Origin of the sequence: Shewanella sp. 10N.286.52.E4 (assembly GCF_041468785.1) — a bacterium.
Lineage (GTDB): Bacteria > Pseudomonadota > Gammaproteobacteria > Enterobacterales > Shewanellaceae > Shewanella > Shewanella electrodiphila.
This window is the reverse complement of record NZ_JBFRJJ010000014.1, coordinates 60610-79417: the sequence shown is the minus strand read 5'-3', so window position 1 is coordinate 79417 and position 18808 is coordinate 60610. Positions and strand designations below refer to the sequence as shown.

At 40.8% G+C, this 18808-nt stretch carries 17 protein-coding genes; 6 read left to right on the top strand and 11 right to left on the bottom strand.

The window, feature by feature from the left end; all coding sequences use genetic code 11:
- Positions 1 to 24 precede the first annotated feature (24 nt).
- Positions 25 to 1035, bottom strand: a complete 1011-nt coding sequence (locus AB4153_RS07725) for a glycosyltransferase family 9 protein (protein WP_303516321.1) — start codon at positions 1033 to 1035, stop codon at positions 25 to 27.
- Between the two features lie 645 nt (positions 1036 to 1680).
- Here AB4153_RS07725 and AB4153_RS07720 point away from each other — a divergent pair.
- The 3 genes from AB4153_RS07720 to AB4153_RS07710 all read left to right on the top strand — a co-directional run bounded on the left by AB4153_RS07720 (position 1681) and on the right by AB4153_RS07710 (position 5414).
- Positions 1681 to 2430 (top strand): glycosyltransferase family 25 protein, encoded by a 750-nt coding sequence (locus AB4153_RS07720; RefSeq protein WP_303516323.1) that lies wholly within the window; start codon positions 1681 to 1683, stop codon positions 2428 to 2430.
- A gap of 904 nt (positions 2431 to 3334) precedes the next feature.
- Positions 3335 to 3826, top strand: coding sequence for a pantetheine-phosphate adenylyltransferase (gene coaD / locus AB4153_RS07715; protein WP_303516325.1), 492 nt, complete (start codon positions 3335 to 3337; stop codon positions 3824 to 3826).
- 169 nt (positions 3827 to 3995) lie between these two features.
- On the top strand, positions 3996 to 5414 hold the full coding sequence (locus AB4153_RS07710; protein WP_303516509.1) for a capsule assembly Wzi family protein: 1419 nt from the start codon (positions 3996 to 3998) through the stop codon (positions 5412 to 5414).
- A gap of 108 nt (positions 5415 to 5522) precedes the next feature.
- Here AB4153_RS07710 and mutM read toward each other — a convergent pair whose 3' ends face one another.
- The 8 genes from mutM to AB4153_RS07670 all read right to left on the bottom strand — a co-directional run bounded on the left by mutM (position 5523) and on the right by AB4153_RS07670 (position 12701).
- Complete coding sequence (gene mutM / locus AB4153_RS07705) at positions 5523 to 6338, bottom strand: bifunctional DNA-formamidopyrimidine glycosylase/DNA-(apurinic or apyrimidinic site) lyase (RefSeq protein ID WP_303516328.1); 816 nt, start codon at positions 6336 to 6338, stop codon at positions 5523 to 5525.
- Positions 6339 to 6414: 76 nt separating this feature from the next.
- Entirely contained in the window at positions 6415 to 6870 is a 456-nt protein-coding gene (locus AB4153_RS07700) for a hypothetical protein (protein WP_371996943.1), read from the bottom strand.
- Between the two features lie 163 nt (positions 6871 to 7033).
- Positions 7034 to 8020, bottom strand: a complete 987-nt coding sequence (gene moaA, locus AB4153_RS07695) for a GTP 3',8-cyclase MoaA (RefSeq protein WP_102527018.1) — start codon at positions 8018 to 8020, stop codon at positions 7034 to 7036.
- Positions 8021 to 8043: 23 nt separating this feature from the next.
- The gene (locus AB4153_RS07690) at positions 8044 to 9858 is read right to left on the bottom strand and encodes a bifunctional molybdopterin-guanine dinucleotide biosynthesis adaptor protein MobB/molybdopterin molybdotransferase MoeA (protein ID WP_371996942.1); all 1815 of its coding nucleotides are present in this window, start codon (positions 9856 to 9858) and stop codon (positions 8044 to 8046) included.
- A 39-nt stretch (positions 9859 to 9897) separates the two neighbouring features.
- A complete protein-coding gene (gene mobA / locus AB4153_RS07685) occupies positions 9898 to 10482 on the bottom strand; it encodes a molybdenum cofactor guanylyltransferase MobA (protein WP_303516334.1) in 585 nt (194 codons plus the stop codon).
- Positions 10466 to 11176, bottom strand: a complete 711-nt coding sequence (locus AB4153_RS07680) for an ATP-binding cassette domain-containing protein (protein ID WP_229370601.1) — start codon at positions 11174 to 11176, stop codon at positions 10466 to 10468. Before AB4153_RS07680 ends, mobA begins: the two co-directional genes overlap by 17 nt.
- Entirely contained in the window at positions 11173 to 11880 is a 708-nt protein-coding gene (locus AB4153_RS07675) for an ABC transporter permease (RefSeq protein WP_102527014.1), read from the bottom strand. The genes AB4153_RS07680 and AB4153_RS07675 overlap by 4 nt, the downstream gene beginning before the upstream one ends.
- The gene (locus AB4153_RS07670) at positions 11880 to 12701 is read right to left on the bottom strand and encodes a substrate-binding domain-containing protein (RefSeq protein ID WP_371996941.1); all 822 of its coding nucleotides are present in this window, start codon (positions 12699 to 12701) and stop codon (positions 11880 to 11882) included. The genes AB4153_RS07675 and AB4153_RS07670 overlap by 1 nt, the downstream gene beginning before the upstream one ends.
- A 301-nt stretch (positions 12702 to 13002) precedes the next feature.
- Between AB4153_RS07670 and AB4153_RS07665 the strand changes: the two genes are divergently transcribed.
- Complete coding sequence (locus AB4153_RS07665) at positions 13003 to 14385, top strand: sigma-54-dependent transcriptional regulator (RefSeq protein WP_371996939.1); 1383 nt, start codon at positions 13003 to 13005, stop codon at positions 14383 to 14385.
- 3 nt (positions 14386 to 14388) lie between these two features.
- Positions 14389 to 16518: a cache domain-containing protein gene (locus tag AB4153_RS07660; RefSeq protein ID WP_371996937.1), complete on the top strand. Its 2130-nt coding sequence runs from the start codon at positions 14389 to 14391 to the stop codon at positions 16516 to 16518.
- A gap of 820 nt (positions 16519 to 17338) precedes the next feature.
- Here AB4153_RS07660 and AB4153_RS07655 read toward each other — a convergent pair.
- A complete protein-coding gene (locus tag AB4153_RS07655; RefSeq protein WP_371996935.1) occupies positions 17339 to 17794 on the bottom strand; it encodes a GNAT family N-acetyltransferase in 456 nt (151 codons plus the stop codon).
- A 64-nt stretch (positions 17795 to 17858) separates the two neighbouring features.
- On the opposite strand from AB4153_RS07655, the gene AB4153_RS07650 reads away from it, so the two are divergent.
- Positions 17859 to 17999 carry a hypothetical protein gene (locus AB4153_RS07650; protein ID WP_371996933.1) on the top strand — a complete coding sequence of 47 codons (141 nt, stop codon included), beginning with the start codon at positions 17859 to 17861 and terminating at the stop codon, positions 17997 to 17999.
- Between the two features lie 11 nt (positions 18000 to 18010).
- On the opposite strand, the gene AB4153_RS07645 is transcribed toward AB4153_RS07650, so the two are convergent.
- Complete coding sequence (locus AB4153_RS07645; protein WP_102527009.1) at positions 18011 to 18694, bottom strand: 7-cyano-7-deazaguanine/7-aminomethyl-7-deazaguanine transporter; 684 nt, start codon at positions 18692 to 18694, stop codon at positions 18011 to 18013.
- Between the last annotated feature and the right edge of the window lie 114 nt (positions 18695 to 18808).

The window sequence follows — 18808 nt, the reverse complement described above, 5'->3', positions numbered from 1 at the left end:
GTAGCTCTTTTTATATGTATGCTATTAATTTTTAATGTAAAGTCTATCTAGTAAGCTTGAAATATCTTCAGCGGCTTGTTTGAAATTGATTAACGACATATCTCTACCTGTCTTTCTGCCAATTGGAGGCATAAAGTGCAAACGCTTACTTTCTTCTGTTAATGTTTGCCATCTAATGTGTGGTGCAGAGCGCCTACCTGCATAAAAACCTACAGTTGGAACGTTATGGAGCCCTGCTATATGAATTGGACCTGTAGAGCCGGCAATAAATATATCTGCTGCTACAATCGATTCTGCAAAGTCTGCAAGATTATCCAAGGGTGTTGCTAATTCAATCTTTATTTCAGTGTTTGATAAAGTTGACATTATGCGCTCTGCAATCACAATCTCATTTTTTCCAAACGTTAAAATGAAACGACAATCCACTTTGGTTTTAGCGTTTATTGCTTGAACTAGCGTGGCTAAATCATTTTCAGCCACAGCCCCAGATGAGCCCCCCGTACCAGCATGAACAAAAATAAGCTTTTCATTTCCTTGCTGATGATAATATTTACGCCATTTGTCTTTTTCTGAGTCTATATTCCAAAGCTTTTTGGGAAGTTCCGGTATATTGACATTATGAGTTGTTAAAAAGTGATCAACGAGCTTACAGCTGGCCCTTCTCATTGGCTTTGCTCTATCGAAGGAGTGATCGACTCGATAGGTGTAGAAGTATTGATACCAACCAACTTTAGGAACAAGCATATAAGGTATATTACAAGGCTTAAGAATTTTGTAGATGCGATATCTTGATAAGGCTACTATAGCTGCATCATAATTATTTTTATGAATTTCAGTACTAATTGCATCATCATCGCCATTATCAATGATGATGTTGTCAATATAAGGACAACGCAGAGCAAACTCTTTCATTATTGGGGCTATAAATACATCTATTTCAGCTTCTGGATAGGCTGTTTTAAGCAGGTATAACGCTGGCCAGGTTAAAACGAAGTCACCAATTTTATCATGTCGAATTACAAGGATTTTTTTCATTTAAGCCTTTAGCGCAGGTTGTTGTGTATGATTAAAGTCATTTAGATTTGGTAGGTTAATACGGTAAGTATAATATTAATGACCTCTGCTTCAAATACATATTGTTAGCTTTAAACTTCTATTTTATCTCACTAGGTAAAGGCGTGATTTCGGATATATCGAATATGTTTTTTAATTTATGAGTTGAAGTGGAGTCTACCTTTTATCATTGTGGTCTTTTTATTTTGATTCTTTCATATATCATAGGCTCCTTTAACGTGCACACAGTGCTTTTATTTGAGTCGTATTTAAAATTTGTTTAGATCTAACAAATGCTTCGAGTTTACAAACATTGTATACAATTAAGCTAAGTTATAAAGAATATAAAACAATTTTAAAACAAAGGGTTATTGTGGGGGGTTATGGTTAATTTCCGATAAAGATGTGAGTGATGATTAATAAGTAACTGATATTAATAAGTTTACTAATTTCAACCTTTGTTATTCTTATTATCGAAGGTCTATTGAAGTCGATATTGCGCTTATGACTGTCAACCAAAGCCATAAACGAATGGATTATAATTTAAACGAAACTGCAACAGTTAACCACTGAGTTAATCGATGTAGCGAAAAGAGAGAGTGGCCTTGGGAAGGTACAAAAAACATTATGCAGTTTAAAGTGTTTGTTATAAATCTTGATAAAAGCACTGAACGAATGGCTTTTATGCATCAGCAACTCGAGCAACTCAATATTGAGTATGAGAGAGTACCTGCTGTTTACGGTAAAGATTTGAGTGAAGCCGAAGTTCAAGCTGTGTTTAACGAATCAGATAATTTAGCGAAATACGATAAAGTACTAAATGTGGGTGAGATTGGTTGTTACTTGAGCCATATTAATAGCTGGAACATGATGGTTGAGCAAGAATTAGATTTTGCGTTAATTTTAGAAGATGATTCGGTATTGCATGAAGAGTTACTTTCATTAATTAACAGTATTAGTGAGCTATCTTCCTCTTGGGATTACATTAAGCTATGCCATGGACGTAAGCAAAAATCGGTTATTGATACGATGAAGTTGACAGAGAAATTCTCATTATCGACTTGCTTAAAGTTGCCTTCATCTACTCGTGGACAGTTTGTATCGATTTCTGGTGCTAAAAAGTTGCTAGCTACCGCCACACCGATCACTAGGCCGATTGATATAGATATACAGTTTTGGTACGAAAAAGCATTAACTTGCTACGTGGTTAGGCCATTCCCGGTTTTGGAAGCTGATTTTGAAAGTGAAATCTGCAACTTAGGTAATCGTCATACCGTTCAAAAACATCCACTTAAGCGTATCTGGCAAAAAATTTGTTTTGAAAAAAATGTGAGATGGAATAAAAATAAAATACCTAAACTATCTTCTCTTCTGTAATTGCTTAGGTTTTATTAATGCCACTCTGGTAGTACGTTAGTTTATTTGAAATTACATTAATATATAGCTTCTGAGTAACCGTCTCCATAGTTCTTGATTCCTCAAGGGATACAAGTGGTAGCAATTAGTTGAGTATTTAAGCATTTTCTTTGATACTCCATGATTTATTAGGCGAGTACAAAACTCTTTATCTTCCCCAACAAAAACACAACCATTGAACTCACGCCAAAAACTAAAGTTGCCACTTACAACGTTCACTGCCTTTCTGTTTACTTTACTTAGCAATCTACTGAGTGGAGAGCAGAGTTTGTAGCCAATTTGCGGATCTATTAATATTGAGCCTCTGGTAAGTTGGCTGATCTCTGAGATTGCCTATTTACTGAATGTAGAAGAGAGCCTCACTCTTTTTGAGGTTTTGTATTTTTAAGATGTTCTTCAATAACTGTGGATGAAAACTCTATCACTTTCTATACAGGTTATATATTCAGATCTTGTTGCTTCGGTTACATTATTTGGGCTCTTAGCCACTCTGAAACCTAAATTTCCTGCCAGCATTGTATTTGTTTTAAACCTGACTTTTTTGGATATGAAGCTATCAGTGCCAGAGTTTCCTCTTTTGAGCCGCCATCAGCGATGATGACTTCGTTTGGTCGTATTGTTTGTAATAAATAACTTTCTATAGACTCCTAAAGGGCTTCGGCCTGTGATGCTAATTGATCATTACTGGCATATTATTTGGGTTTTATTCTTATATTTTTGAGTTTTATTTCATTATTTTGATAATAGAAATAAATAGAGTAAAAGTTTAAAACTTGAAATAAGCATCTAGATTCTAAATCAAACTTTGATGCGTGTATTTGATGCTGATAAACTGTCGATAATTACTCTTATTAATGACTTTTACATGCATAGACGAGCGATATATCCAGGCACTTTTGATCCTGTTACTAATGGCCATGCAGACTTGATTGAGCGTGCTGCTAGACTTTTCCGTCACGTGATTATTGGTATTGCATCAAACCCTTCTAAAAAACCCATGTTTACCCTCGAAGAGCGTGTTGAACAGGTTAAATTAGTGACAGCGCATTTAGACAATGTTGAAGTGGTTGGCTTTACAGGCTTATTGGTCGATTTTGCCAAAGAGCAGAATGCCAGTGTCCTAGTGCGCGGATTAAGAGCAGTGTCAGATTTTGAATATGAATTTCAATTAGCGAATATGAACCGTCGATTAAGCCCTGATTTAGAAAGTGTATTTTTAACCCCAGCGGAAGAAAATTCATTTATTTCATCAACTTTAGTGAAAGAGGTGGCTTTGCACGGTGGAGATGTCAGTCAGTTTGTACATCATGATGTTGCGAAGTCACTTTTACAAAAAATCGCACTCACTAAGTCGTAACACGTAAATTGAAATGGATTTTTCACTACGTTACTCATTTCCTTCACCGATTAAGCGAAAAATGAAACTATCACAGTCGTTATTTCAAAAATGTTCCTTTCCTAGAAAACGTATTTTAGGGCTTGGCATAGCTGGGCTTGGCTTAGGGCTTTGCTTAAACACGTCTGTGATGGCTGCGCCATGGGTCGATACTTCAGATATTTATTTACGAGCTGACATTCAAGCACTTGCAGATGCAGGTGTGATTACTGTGCCTATTAACACCTTTCCATTGATGTGGTCTGGTATTGGTAATGATTTAAAAAAAGCTGAACCTTCAATAATGTCGCCAGCTTTAATTGATGCATTTGCACGGGTTAACTTTTATTACCAAAATGCAGTAGAGAACCGAGGTAACACCAGTATTTCAGCTACAGCGGCGACTGATGAGGCTCGCTTTCAGCATTTTGGTTCTGAATATCGTGAGAAAGGTGAGTTAAGCGCATCTTATGAGTATCTGGGAGAGCGGTTTGCTTATAAGGTCTCAGCATCTGCTAATTACGATCCCGAAGATGATAAAGAATTTCGGTTAGATGACTCGTATATGGCCGTTGTGCTTGGAAACTGGATTGTCACTGCCGGCACGATTGAGCAATGGTGGGGGCCAGGGTTTGATTCTGCGCTGCACAAATCTAACAATGCTCGCCCAATGCCGTCTTTGATGTTTGCCAGAAATAATGCAGAAGCATTTGAGACGCCCTGGTTATCTTGGCTAGGTACGTGGACGCTTACTGGTGGTATTAGCATGATGGAGGAAGAACGCTATGCTCCTCATGCTTTGTTGTGGAACTTGCGCGCTTCTATTAAACCGTTGCGACAGCTTGAAATAGGTCTTTCTTGGACCACTCAATTTTGTGGTGAAGGTCAAGAGTGTGATTTTGACTCGGCTTGGAAGTCAATCACAGGACAGCGTGATTGCCGCAACGATACTGGTGACGGTTGTTCAAATTACGGCAACCAGATGGCAGGCTTTGATGTTCGTTACTCAGAAACATTTTGGGATGTACCGGTTGGTATATTTTTAGAGCGAACCTGTGAAGATTCAAAAGGTCAGCCTTGGGAAATAGTTGATTGCGGGAAAATGTACGGCGTAGACACTCGTTTTAGCTTTGATTCTCAACAGTATAAATTGTTTTTCGAATACACAGATACCATGGTTTTTTGTGGTGACGACCCGACTAAATTTAACTGTTTTTATGAACATAGCACTTATAAAAGTGGCTCTCGTTATCATGGCAGAGCATTTGGCAGCACCTATGACAGTGATGCACAGGTTTATGCATTAGGTTTGGTGGGACAGTTTAAGAATAGCCACGCGTTTACTTCAATTTTAAGGTATGCCCAGCTCAATAAAGATGGCGAAAGTCCGACACATGGTTGGGCGCCTCAGCCGCCTAAAGAGGACTTGCTGATGCTGGAGTTTTCATATCGATTACCACTCTTAAGCGGCATGATGACTTTAGGTGGGACTATTTCGCAGTCTGAGTTTGAAGTTGAAGACAGTGAAACCGATGGAACATTATTCACTCGATACGAATATAAGTTCTAAAATTAAAAAGCCTCAAATGCTATTTGAGGCCTTTTAATAACTGTTTCTGTTCGCAAAAATTTATCAGGTAAGCTTTTGCAGACAGTAGAGGCTCCTGCCAAATATGGCTTAGTGTGTTTGGCAAAGCCCACAAAAAACTGTGGTGCGTTGGCCAAGTTTAATTTCACTGAGTAAATTACCACATTCAGTACAACTTTCTCCGCCTCGCCCATAAACATGAAGCTTTTGAGCAAAATATCCTGGCTTACCATCAGCATTGGTGAAGTCTTTTAGTGTGGTGCCACCTTGTTTGATAGCGTGGGCGAGGATTTGTTTCACCTCAGTGACTAGTATCGTTAGCCTTTCAATATCAATACTCCCCGCTGCGGCTTGTGGGTGAATACCTGCAGCAAATAACGCTTCGTTTGCATATATGTTTCCTGCACCGACGACAATGTGATTATCCATTAAGCAAAGCTTGATGGCTTTTTTCTTATTCGCTAATGCTGCTTGTAACTGCAGAGGGTTAAAAGCATCACTTAAGGGCTCTGGGCCAAGTTTAGCCAGTAATGGGTGGGCCTCTTCTGGTAGCTCATACCACAACCAAGCTCCGAACCTCCTCGGGTCGTTATATCGCAGCACTCGTCCGTTTTCTAATACCAGATCAATATGATCATGTTTCTCTACAGGAGTGTGTGCGGGTAATATCCGCAAGCTGCCAGACATGCCTAAGTGGACGATGGTGACGCCAGCATCGGTATCAATAAGCAAGTATTTGGCGCGACGGCGGACTTGTTTGATGGTTTGGCCAATAATGTTTTTACATATCTCTGGCACAGGCCAACGTAAGGAAGCATTTCTGACAATGAGGTCGCTCACGGTTTGGTTGACAAGGTGCGGTGAGATCCCCTGCTTGGTTACTTCAACTTCTGGTAATTCAGGCATATGAGTCCGTTTAAGTGTCTGTTAGCTATGTATTATGAGGTTCACGATGTTGAGCTTCTCGTGAATTGAAAATCAGTTATTGGCTTGAAATCACTGGTTCTAGCTCGCTACGTAGACTCGGTGGTATTTGGTACCAATTTTGTGATCTTGACTGTAAATAACCTGCTTGAGGGTAATACTGCCAATGCTGAGCTTGCTGTTGGTGATTTATTGCGATGGATAGTGTTACGTAGGCTGGCAATGATTGGATCTCACCTGCCGTCATTTGAACTGGCGAAACCATTAATGCTTCCCAGGCTGTCGCTAGCGATTGGCAATTCAATACACTGTCTGCACAACGCCAAATACCATTCGATTTATTGAGCCAAACACCATTTAACTGTAATTGGGTCAATTGATTACTGTCATCAAAAAGCGCATGAGCATCATCGGGCATTTTATTGGTTTTGGAGTCGATAAAGGTTAACACTGCGACCATAAATACACAGGCAATGATGAGAATGTTATTCCACTTCTTTCGAGATAAAGCCATAAGTGAATGCGTAAGTGATTGTTAGCCACAGTGTATATCAAAAACACGATAGCAAAAAGTTATCCCATAGGAGAGGTTTAAAAGACAAGTTGCGTGGGAAGTTAAAGCAATAAAAAAGGTGATGTATCGATAACATCACCTTTAATATGAATGACTAGAACGGTTAGCCGCCTGTGGAATTCATAAAGCGTAGGATTTGCACATCATCATCTGTGCCAAAATAATGCTCTTTAGGCTTATGCTGAATACCGTCCATGATAGCCTCTTTCAGCTTGCCAATATCACCAGGGAATTCACGTACGATAGCCTTAAGGTCGACAGAATTTTCATTACCTAAACATAACAGCAAACGACCTTCTACGGTGACACGGACACGATTACATTCGTGACAGAAGTTATTGCTGTGTGGAGAAATAAAGCCAATGTGAATATCACTGTCTGCCATCTTAAAGTAGCGAGCTGGGCCACCAGTGCGTTTACTTGAAGGTATCAGTGGATAAGTATCTTCAATAATGCCTCTAACTTCTTCGCTTGAGCAGTGACGACTGCGTTTACGCTCATCAATAACACCTAATGGCATTTCCTCAATGAAGGCAATATCGAGTTCTCGTTCACGACAAAAATCAATTAAATCGATCACTTCATGATCGTTCTTACCGCGTAAAATAACAGCGTTGATTTTGATGTGTTTAAATCCAGCCGCTTTTGCGGCATCAATACCTGCAATAACGCGATCAACTTTACCGTTGCGGGTCATTTCAGTGAATAACTCAGGATTTAAAGTGTCTAAACTGATGTTCAGACGTTTCAAACCTGCATCATGCATAGGCTGAGCAAGCTTACTTAATCGAGAGCCATTGGTGGTCATCGATAAGTCATCTAAGCCAGGTAATTTACCTAGCAAATCAATTAACTTGTCACAGTCAGTTCTGACTAATGGCTCACCACCTGTTAGGCGAATTTTCTTCACGCCTAACTCAGTAAAAGCTTGTGCTATCCATGCGAGTTCTTCAAGACTTAGTACGTGGTCTTTGGGTAAAAAGCTTGGATCTTCACTCATGCAATATACACAGCGAAAATCACAACGGTCAGTGACCGATAAACGTAAGTATTCTACTTTTCGATTAAACTTGTCGACGATTAAACTCATGAATTAGCACATCTTATGGTTAGTTATAACAGTTCAGCGAACGGCTGAATGTAGACTTGTTGGCCTGGCATGACTGAGTCTTCGGCTTCACCGATAACAATCAGACAATTTGCTTTTACCATCGAGTTCAACATCCCTGAACCTTGTGCCCCAGTAGTGGCTACATGTAATCGTCCATCATTGCTTAAATGATACTGGCCACGAACAAATTCTGTTCGTCCTGTTCTACTGCGCAACATACTATCGGTAATTGCAGGCAAATACTGTGGTGTATAGTCGGTTTCGCCCGCTAATTTGCGAATAGCTGGTTGCACGAACTGTAAAAATGACACCATTACCGCAACTGGGTTACCTGGTAAGCCAAAGAATAAGCTGTCGTTCACCGTCCCAAATGCAAGAGGTCGCCCTGGACGCATATTGATACGCCAAAAGTTAATCGCGCCGATTTTAGCTAATACGGTTTTGATGTAATCAGCATTACCAACAGAAACGCCGCCAGAACTGATCACGATATCAGCATCAACACTGGCCTGTTGCAGAGCACTCGTTAACGCATCTTCACTATCTTCAATGATGCCTAAATCGATAACCTTACAGCCCAGTTTTTGCGCCATAGATTTGATGGTGTAACGGTTTGAGTCGTAAATGCAGTTAGCTTTGAGTGGCTCACCTGGTTGGCTGACTTCATCGCCAGTTGAGAATACTGCGATAACAGGTTGCTTCACGACATCAGCTTTAGCTAAACCCAGTGACGCTAATAAACCTTGTTCGGCAGCTTGCAAACGATGACCTTTTGCTAAGGCTAATGCGTCTTTAGCAATATCTTCGCCCGCTAAGCGAACATGTTGACCGGCTTCAACTTTGCCTTGTAATTGCACATGGCCATCTTGTTCGATCACTAATTCACGTGCTTCAACAGTATCAGCACCATTAGGCACTGTTGCGCCAGTCATGATACGTACTGCTTCGCCAGCAGCTAATGTGCCAGGATATTCATGCCCAGCGAGGACTTCGCCCATTAATTTAAGTGGCGAAACAGGATTGCTAGGACTGTTATCTTGGCTATAAGCAAAAGCATAGCCGTCCATTGCTGAGTTAGTTTGCTGTGGCACATTCACAGGTGAAATAGCATCTGTTGCTAAAACCCGGTTCGCGGCATCATCAATGGTGACTTGTTCGCTGTCTGCCAGCGGTTTAACCATTGTCATCAACTGCTCTAAACCTTGAGCAACAGATAAGAACTTTTGCTCATCAGTGACAGCTGTTGCTGTCGTCGGAATAGGTAACTCAAGCGCTGGAGCTTGCCAATTGGTTTGGTATTCAATAACAAAGTCTGCAATTTGACCGACATTATTTAAGTCTAAACGCGTTAGTTCCGCTGGGGTGTCAGTTTCATCACAACAGGCAATGGCAACAATGTTGTCATCGTGAGTGTGGATAAGTGGTTTTCCATGTGCCGCTCGGTGTAATTCAATCTTCGGCAACTCAAGTTTTTTAAACCCTTCAACCAAGACGATATCCACTTTATCGGCTTCGATTTGCGCGAGTAAATGCGGCAGTTCAGGATCGCCTTCTACGGCATCTTCTGTCATGAGTGCCCATCGTACATGTGAAGCGACTAGCATCTGCTTAGCGCCAGCTTTGCGCATTTCGTAGCTGTCTTTACCTGGGATATCAACATCGAAGTTGTGGTGAGCATGTTTAATCACAGCTAAACGAACGCCACGGCGGTTAAGCTCTGGAATTAACTGTTTTAATAAGGTGGTTTTACCGGTGCCACTATAGGCACAAAATCCGAGAACTGGAATACTTAGCGGATTGGTAAACGGTATACTCATAAAGACCTCATTGTTGGCTTATCACTGTGTTGCCACAGATTATTTGCCATTTTCGATGACAAGTTTTTGTTCAAGTGTATTCACATTAACAAATGCATTGGGTTGGTCAGCAAAGCTTGTGACCACATATTTGTGTTGTTCATACCAAAGGAAAATTTTACGGTCGCCAGCATCTAGAAATGCCTGCATTGATGTTTTCAAATGCGGCTTAAGCAACATGACCACAGGTTGTTGATATTCACCGTCGCTGGCAACTACGATATCGGCATCGGCTTCTACAAGCGATGCATACATACGTTCACATAAATCCTTTGGTAACATTGGACTATCACAAGGCACAACCAACAATAACTCTGCTTGAGTGTTGTCCATTGCAGTGACCATACCAGCTAAAGGACCTAAATAGCCTGTTTCTTTATCGCTGAGCACATCAAAACCCAGAGCGGCATATTGCTCTTGATTGCGGTTAGCGTTAATCATAATACGATCAACTTGTGGTTTAACACGCTCAATGGTGTGGCTAATCATTGGTTTGCCGCTAAGCTCAACCAAACCTTTGTCGATACCGCCCATTCTTCGGGCCATACCGCCAGCTAAAATCACCGCATCAATTTGCACTGACATAGTGAAACTCCTGAGATTGTTCAAAGCTAGGTATATGGCTACTTTCAACAACTTTTTGCTCTGAGATATGCCAATGCTTTTGGCATAAAGCTGTTAAACCACAGGTTTGATGGCTACTGATCAGCAGCCCAGTACCTTCTTGTTTTAAAATATTAATCATGGCTAAAACTAGTTTTTGTGACTGCTTATCCATGTTAGAAATCGGTTCATCAAGCATCAATAACTTGGGTTGAGTTATCCATGCTCTTGCAATGGCGAGGCGCTGTCTCTCACCACCAGATAAGTCCGTGGCATCACTTTTTAGTAATGAGCCAAGTTGTGCACTTTCAATCGCTTGAGCGACTCTTGCTTGTAACTCTTGAGGGCTAAAACGAGTTTTTGGTAAGGCGTAACGCAAGTTGTATTCAACCGAGCCGTCAAACAGGTATGCATGTTGATGTAAATAAACAGCTTTGCCAAGTAATGAATTAGATTGCCACCACTTTTTAGGCGCAAAACCGGTAGCGATAACGTCACCTGAATTGGGCTTAATAATACCTGCAATCAGTTTCATTAACGTCGACTTACCTGAGCCGTTATCACCTTGAAGATAGATAACATCCCCTTCGCAGAATGATAAATTATCGAACTCAAACAACTTACGCTCTTTAAAGTTGATACTGACATTTTGTGCAGTGAGCTTAGCAGTCATTATTGACTCCTAGGCATGGCTTTACCACGCAAAGAGCCGATAGCGAAGTTAATCACAATGGCTAAAATTAACAGCACAAGGCCTAAAGCAATCGCTTGAGCAAAATCACCTTTACTGGTTTCAAGGGCAATGGCCGTAGGAATATTTCGAGTGTGATGCAGAATGTTACCGCCGACCATCATCGAACAACCCACTTCGGTAAGAATACGGCTAAAGGCTGCAATCACTGCCAATAATAATGGCACGCGTAATTCACGACAAACAGTCCAAATAGCGCGTTGCCATGAAGCGCCTAACGTACGAGATGTTTCATAAGCACGTTTATCAATACTGCTAAACGCGGCTTGGGATAAAGCGATTAAGACTGGCGCGCAAATCATCATTTGCCCGAGGATCATACCTTCTTGCGTGAACAGCCAGCGTAAATCCCCTAAAGGTCCATTTCGGGTAAGCAGCAGGTAAGCCAGCAAACCGATAACAACAGTAGGAATAGATTGAAGTGTTTGGACGATATTAGTGACAAACCAGCGTCCTGGGAATTGATAAGAGGCTAGGAAAAAACCAAGCACTATCGACGGTATTAATGTGATGATTAATGCCGCAAAAGAAACCGAAAAAGAAACACTTATGATAGACCATACGTCTGGATCTAAAGAAAGCAGCAAGCTAAAAGCTTGCTGCATTAGGGCTAACCAGCCTTCATTCATTACTTATATGTTGCCTTAAACAATTGTTCTCCCTGAACTTTAAAGTCATTAATCATCTGCTGAGCTTTAGGGCTAATAAACCAATCGCTCAATGCTTTCGCTCCTTGATGATTTAAATCAGGATATTTGTCTGCATTAATTAACATGATCTGATAAGGATTGGCTAATGCGTCGCCACCTTCGAAAGTAATCGTTAAATCTAATTTAGATTTATAAGCAACAAACGTACCACGATCGGTAAGGGTGTATGCTTGTTTTTCATTTGCCATCAGTAGAGTCTTACCCATACCCTGACCAATAGAAGTATAGCCTGAAAAGTCAGGTGTTACAGAAGCTTCATTCCAAATTGCGAGCTCTTTCATGTTGGTGCCAGAATTATCACCACGAGAAATGAAAGTATTCTCAGTTTTAGCGACTTTTTTGAAGGCTTCAACAACGTCTGTACTGCCTGCCATTTTCGCTGGATCGTTCTTCGGGCCTAAAACCACAAAGTCATTTTCCATGATGCCACGAGGCGTCGTACCGTAACCTTCATTAATAAATTTTGCCTCAGCTGCTGGAGCGTGAGTCATGACTACGTCTACGTCTCCTTGACGTGCAAGTTTTAATGCCTTACCTGTACCCGTTGCAATCACTTGAACTTTGTAACCAGATTCCGCTTCAAAAGTCGGCAAAATAGCGCGTAAAAGTCCTGAGTTATCCGTGCTGGTGGTCGTGGCTAATTTGATGACTTCGTTTGCTTCAACGGTATCACTTACCATTGTGCTACTCAGTAATGCCATACCGATTAAAGCGGTTAAACTTGACTTAAAATTAAACATTCTAGCTCCTTGAAAATACTGAATTGCATTGACACCAAGCCGTGCCAATTAATGTATTTCGAAAACGAGGGCGTTGTTGCCCAAAACAGTTAAATGCAAAGGCAATTACTATGCCAGAGTGAGTCAGAAAAATGTTGATCACGACAAAATTAAAAAGTGTGATCTAACTCTCGCATTCAATTGAGGTTTAACAGACAAATTGTCCCACGGGTCTAATTCTGTAGGGCAAACTGACCCACAGCTAGATTTTTAATGGTACGATAATGTTAAATCTAGTCAAAATGTCCAAAGTAGAAGCCATATGAACAATAATGAATCAAATTCAAAACCACTACCGACAGCAGTTTCGGTTTTGATTGTTGATGATGAACCAGGGATGCGTAGCTTCCTTAGAAAGGCATTATCAAAGAAATTTGCGTTAGTCGAAACGGCTTCAACGATTGAAGAAGCTGAAAAGCTTCGTAGCCGCGGCCATTTTGACTTACTGATTGTCGATATCCGTCTACCTGATCGTTCGGGCATAGAATGGCATGAAGCCTTAAACGAAAAAGAACGCCGCTCAGATATCATCTTTATGACTGGCTATGCCGATATGGATGTGGCGATTAAAGCCTTACGAGCTGGCGCATCTGATTTCATCATGAAACCATTTCATTTAGAGCAAATGATGACATCGGTGGACCGCTGTATTGAAAGACGCTTACTTAAGCGTGAAAACTTTATGTTGCGCCGAGAGCTATCCAGTGGCCATTCAACCACCATGATTGGTAACAGTGATGCAATGGTTGAAGTTAAACAGGTTATTGAGCGCGTAGCGCCAACCAATGCAGTCGTTTTGATTGAAGGCGAATCAGGTACAGGTAAAGAATTAGTTGCAAGACAATTACATCAACTGAGTGGTCGTACAGGTCCTTTTGTGCCAGTCAACTGCGGCGCCATAGCGCCAGAGCTATTAGGCAGTGAACTGTTTGGGCATACTGCAGGGGCATTTACAGGTGCAAAAGGTAATCGAGAAGGGTTATTTCATTTCGCGACTGGTGGCACCATCTTTTTAGATGAAATTGGCGAGATGCCAATGAAAATGCAAACTGCGTTATTGCGAGTACTTGAGCAAAAAGCGATTAGACCAGTAGGTAGTGAGAAAGAAGTCGCTATTGATGTCAGGGTATTAGCTGCAACCAACCGTACTTTGTCTGAGGAAGTTGCCGAAGGGAATTTCCGTAGTGACTTGTACTATCGTTTGAATGTCTTAAATATTTTAATTCCACCGCTGCGTACTCGCCCTGAAGATGTGATTGAGTTAACCCATCACTTTACCTGGCAGCTTGCTCGTGAGCTTGGAGTTAAAGAAGTCGTATGGAGTCATGAAGATTTGCAGGTACTGCAGCAACATGAGTGGCCAGGTAATATCCGTGAACTGCGTAATATGATTGAACGCTGCATTTTATTGGGTAAGCCACCGGCAGAATACTGGAAGAAAAATGAACAAGCAGAAGTGGTAACGCAAGCAGGCTACCCGTTGAGCTGGCCGTTAAAGGAAGTTGAAAAGCAACATGTCATGAGCGTTGTTGATGCTAATAGCGGTAATAAGTCTGCAGCAGCAAGAGATTTAGGTGTTTCGCGTAAAACACTGGATCGTAAATATAAAGAATGGTTTGAAGTCGAATCGGATAAGGAAGACTAAATCGTGTCTGTTTTTAGTCAGTTTTTTGGAGTCAGTTGGCAGCAAATGCAGGCCAAGGTGCGTTATCGCATCCTGATATTAACTCTGTTACCGATTTTACTTACCTTGATCAGTTTAGTTTTCATCACTATTTACTGGAATATCAGTTACACAGGTAAGCAGCTGTTTATGAAAGTAAAAGCTGATTTAACTGTGGCAACTAACACCTTAGAACAGGTTCAAAAGCAACAAGAGATTCAACTACTTAATGTTAGTAAGTCTTGGGATTTTCAAAATGCATTCCTAGAAGTCGATAAAGGGAATCAAAGTGAGTTAGCCGCGCTCAATCGTTACCTCAAACAGCAAAAAGATATTCTTCAGTTAGATGTCTTACGATTAATCAGGCTCGAAGAAGCTAATGCCGATCCAGATTTACGTCAGATGTTGCCTAGAGTTGAAAACAAAGCCTTATCAGGTTTAATGGTGTTATCTGCTAAACGATTAGACAGGTTAGATCCGAGTTTAGCTAAACTCGCAAGGGTGCCATTGTCTGCAACTATGCGTGCAGAAGAGCCTACAAAGATTGCTGAAACTCGGGGCATGTTAAGCCGGACACTGCTGCCGATTGCTGATGAATCAGGTCAAGTAAGCTGGTATCTGGATGGGGCAACATTGTTCAATCGAGATACGGTTATTGTCGACCACATTCGGGATCTTGTTTACGACAAAGGTACATTACCTGAGCGCTCAATAGGTACCGTGACTATCTTTTTAGATAACGCACGGATTAGTACCAATGTGCCTATGGACATGTTCTCTCCGAATAAAGATCTCCAATCACGGGCGTTAGGCACATTAGTATCCGAAGAAGTTCGTCAAAAGGTGTTGGTTGACGGCACGCCATGGGTTGATCGTGCTTTCGTATTGAATGATTGGTTTATTTCTGGTTACTCACCGTTAGAAGATGTTCGTGGAAAACGAATAGGTATGATTTACACCGGCTTTTCTGAAGCGCCATTCATTCACACCTATATCTTAAACATCATCGAACTGGGCACCATATTAATGTTAGTGCTCTTGGTGTCTGGCTTTCTGGTGTATCGAGGGGCAAACAGCTTACTTGAACCAATCGAACGTATTCACCATGTGGTAAAAGCGGTGCAATCAGGCCGAGATTTGCGGATTGGTGAGCTTGGATTAGATAGGGATAATGAGCTATCCAATCTTGCTGAACAATTTGATCATATGTTGGATTTACTGCAGCGCCGTAACTTACAGATACAGTCTGCTGCTGAGCAGCTTGAAGTCAAAGTAGAAGAACGAACTCGCAGCTTGCAAGACAAAACTGAAGAGTTACAACGCAATGTGGCCTTACTCAATGAAACTCGCCAACAGTTAGTCACCAATGAAAAGCTGACAGCATTAGGTGAGTTAACTGCTGGTATTGCCCATGAGATTAATAATCCGACGGCAGTGATTTTGGGTAACATGGAGTTGATGAAATACGAACTCGGCCCCAATGCAAATGTGGTCGAAGAAGAAATTGAGTTAGTGATCCAACAGGTTGGCAGGATAAGCACGATTATTCGCAGTTTGTTGCAATACAGCCGTCCTGGTGAATTTAATGCCCCACTAGAGATGCATCAAGTACAGTCAGTGATTGAAGAAGTGTTAGTTCTGGTTCGACATTCGATTGAAAAGCAAAAAGTAGAACTGATTCAGCAAGTCAATACAACCGCAGAGGTCCAAGTTAACCGCCCTCAGGTTATTCAGGTGTTGATTAATTTAGTGGTCAATGCTGCTCATGCAATTGAGAGTAAAGGCAAGATCTGGATTAGAGCTGATGACTGGAGAGAAAATGGAAACGTGGTGGGCGTAAAAGTAGAAGTAGAAGATGAAGGTGTGGGGATTGCACCAGAGCGCTTAAGTCGAATCTTCGATCCATTTTACACCACCCGCAAGGATGGAACAGGTTTAGGCCTATCGTTGAGCTACGGTATTATTAAGCGCATTGGCGGCACCATTGAAGTTAAATCGACATTAGGAAAGGGCACTGTTTTCTCTATTGGTATTTATAATAAAGCCAAAGAAGAGCAAGCGGATAATCCTTATGATGGCTTACATTTTGGTGCGGTAGATGACACGAATGGCTAATTTATGGGAGTCATTTAATCTTATGCGACAAATGTTATGTGGCAAGTGTGATGTGACAAATGTGGTACAGCTAAGGCGTAACACGAATTATAGGCAAAAAAAAGCCGGGTGATGAACCCGGCCACAAAGAGTGTGTGAGCAATGTCGTGCTTGCATACTCAGTAGGGGTAATAGGAGATGAAGCTATTATCTTAACTGAGCTTTGGAACGCACATAAACAATAATCATTATCATTATCGTTTGCAATCATTTATTCAAATTAATTACCTACTTTACATTCTCTTTACAACCTTTTTAGTCTCTGCTGTATTGATTTTTAGTCTTATTTTTAGTTTTTCCATTCAAAAACAAACTGTTACATAAGTTGTATATATGTCGTATCCAAGGGGATCAAATGTGGGTGTTTGCATGCTCATTAATGGAAAGCCGATAAGGGAAATAGATAACGAGAGGGCGTTTAACGAAAGAGCTTAATCTGCGCTATTCACTGAACGATAATAAGAAAAGAAATAATCAGAAATTAAAAGCTGACTACAAGGCACGAGTAGAGGTTTTTAAATCACTAAATTTTAGGCGAAAAAAAGCCAGGTGATGAGCCTGGCGTTTAAAGAGTGTATGAGCAATGATGTGCTAATTCAGCGTGTTTAATAGGAGATGAAGCTATTAACATTACTGAGTTTTGGAACGCAATCAAATAGTAATCATTATCATTTGCGTTTGCAAGTTAATTGCTCAATATTTTTCAATTTTGTTATAAAAAAGCACCGTAATTGAAAACACTCTTCATTTTTCATTTTATAAAAGTCGTTAAATTAATGATTTAAAGCGACTTTTGTAAATGTAATTTATTTTTAGCAATATTGCTGTGGCTTTCAACCTGTGTGATCTGATATTGATTCGCCACTAACATATTCAGCATCGCTTTATATTGATTACGGGTTTTCACTTCTAGACGACTAAACCCCTGTGCTGCAGCCCATTTCTCTTGGTATTCAAGCATAGATTTTGCTAGACCAATATTTCTGAAATCAGCCACTACACCACCTAACCAACTGTAGAAGCAATGCGCTTCAATTTGGTACCCCAATTTAAAACCAGCCAGCTCACCTTCAACATAAGTCAGTAAAATTAAGCTGGTCTTGTTACTCAGTCTTTGCTGAATAGATTCAATCGTTTGAGCACGATCTAATTCACTAATTTGAGCGGTTAATAAGGCAATTTTTTCAGCTAGCTCAGCTGTCAGCTCTGTATGAGCTTCGATTTGGATATTTAACATTTAATCTTCCGCAAGGCCGATAAACTTATCATGCTTACAGTAGAACTTTTCTGAACTATCTAGCATGGATAATTTAATCGGTAAAAAACACCTAAGCATTATATCTCATCGTACCAGTTGGGTGGTGGTAGTGATTAAAAAGTGCAGTATCGATCAAATTATCGCCAATCATTTTGAGCTTAAGCAAGACGAAGGCGATAAATAGTGTCGATATAGCTAGGTTATAGCTGGTTTATCGCCGTTATTCTCTTCCGTGTTTGCGCTGGTAGTAATCAGCTTTTCGCTGAGCACTTTGAGCAATACACCGTAAGCAGGCAGGAACAAGCCTAAACTGACAATAAGTTTAAATGCATAATCCACCATGGCAATTTCAGGCCAGTGTTGAGCCATAAAGGTATCTGTAGAGGCATAGAAAGCCACACTGAAGAAGACAATAGTATCAACGAGGTTGCCAAATAAGGTTGATGCCGCAGGGGCAATCCACCATGCTTTTGCTTTACGCATTTTGGCAAATACAGTGATATCCATTAACTGACCGACTAAGTAAGCGACAAAGCTGGCGAAGGCGATACGAAATACAAACTGGTTCCATTGAGCTAATGAATCTGTACCTTGAAAAGCGCCATTATGGAAAATAACCCCCATAACATAGGAAATCACAAGCGCTGGCAGCATAGCTTTAAAAATAATACTTCGAGCTGCTTTTTGACCAAATATTCTGACCGTTAAGTCGGTGGCTAAATATACAAACGGAAAGCTGAAAGCACCCCAAGTGGTGTGATAGCCAAATATCTGAAAAGGGAGTTGTACCAAGTAGTTACTGGCACAAATAATAATGATATGAAAACTGACAAGAAACATCAGTGCTCGACGACATTGCGCCTGCGTTAGTTTTAACATGTTGTAGCCTTTTTATTGGGTTAGACGGGGTGAGGGAACCCGTATTTGAATGAGGTTGGCAGTGTTATTTGATTGATTATCGCGAACGTTTTGCTCTTTATCCAAATTGGATTA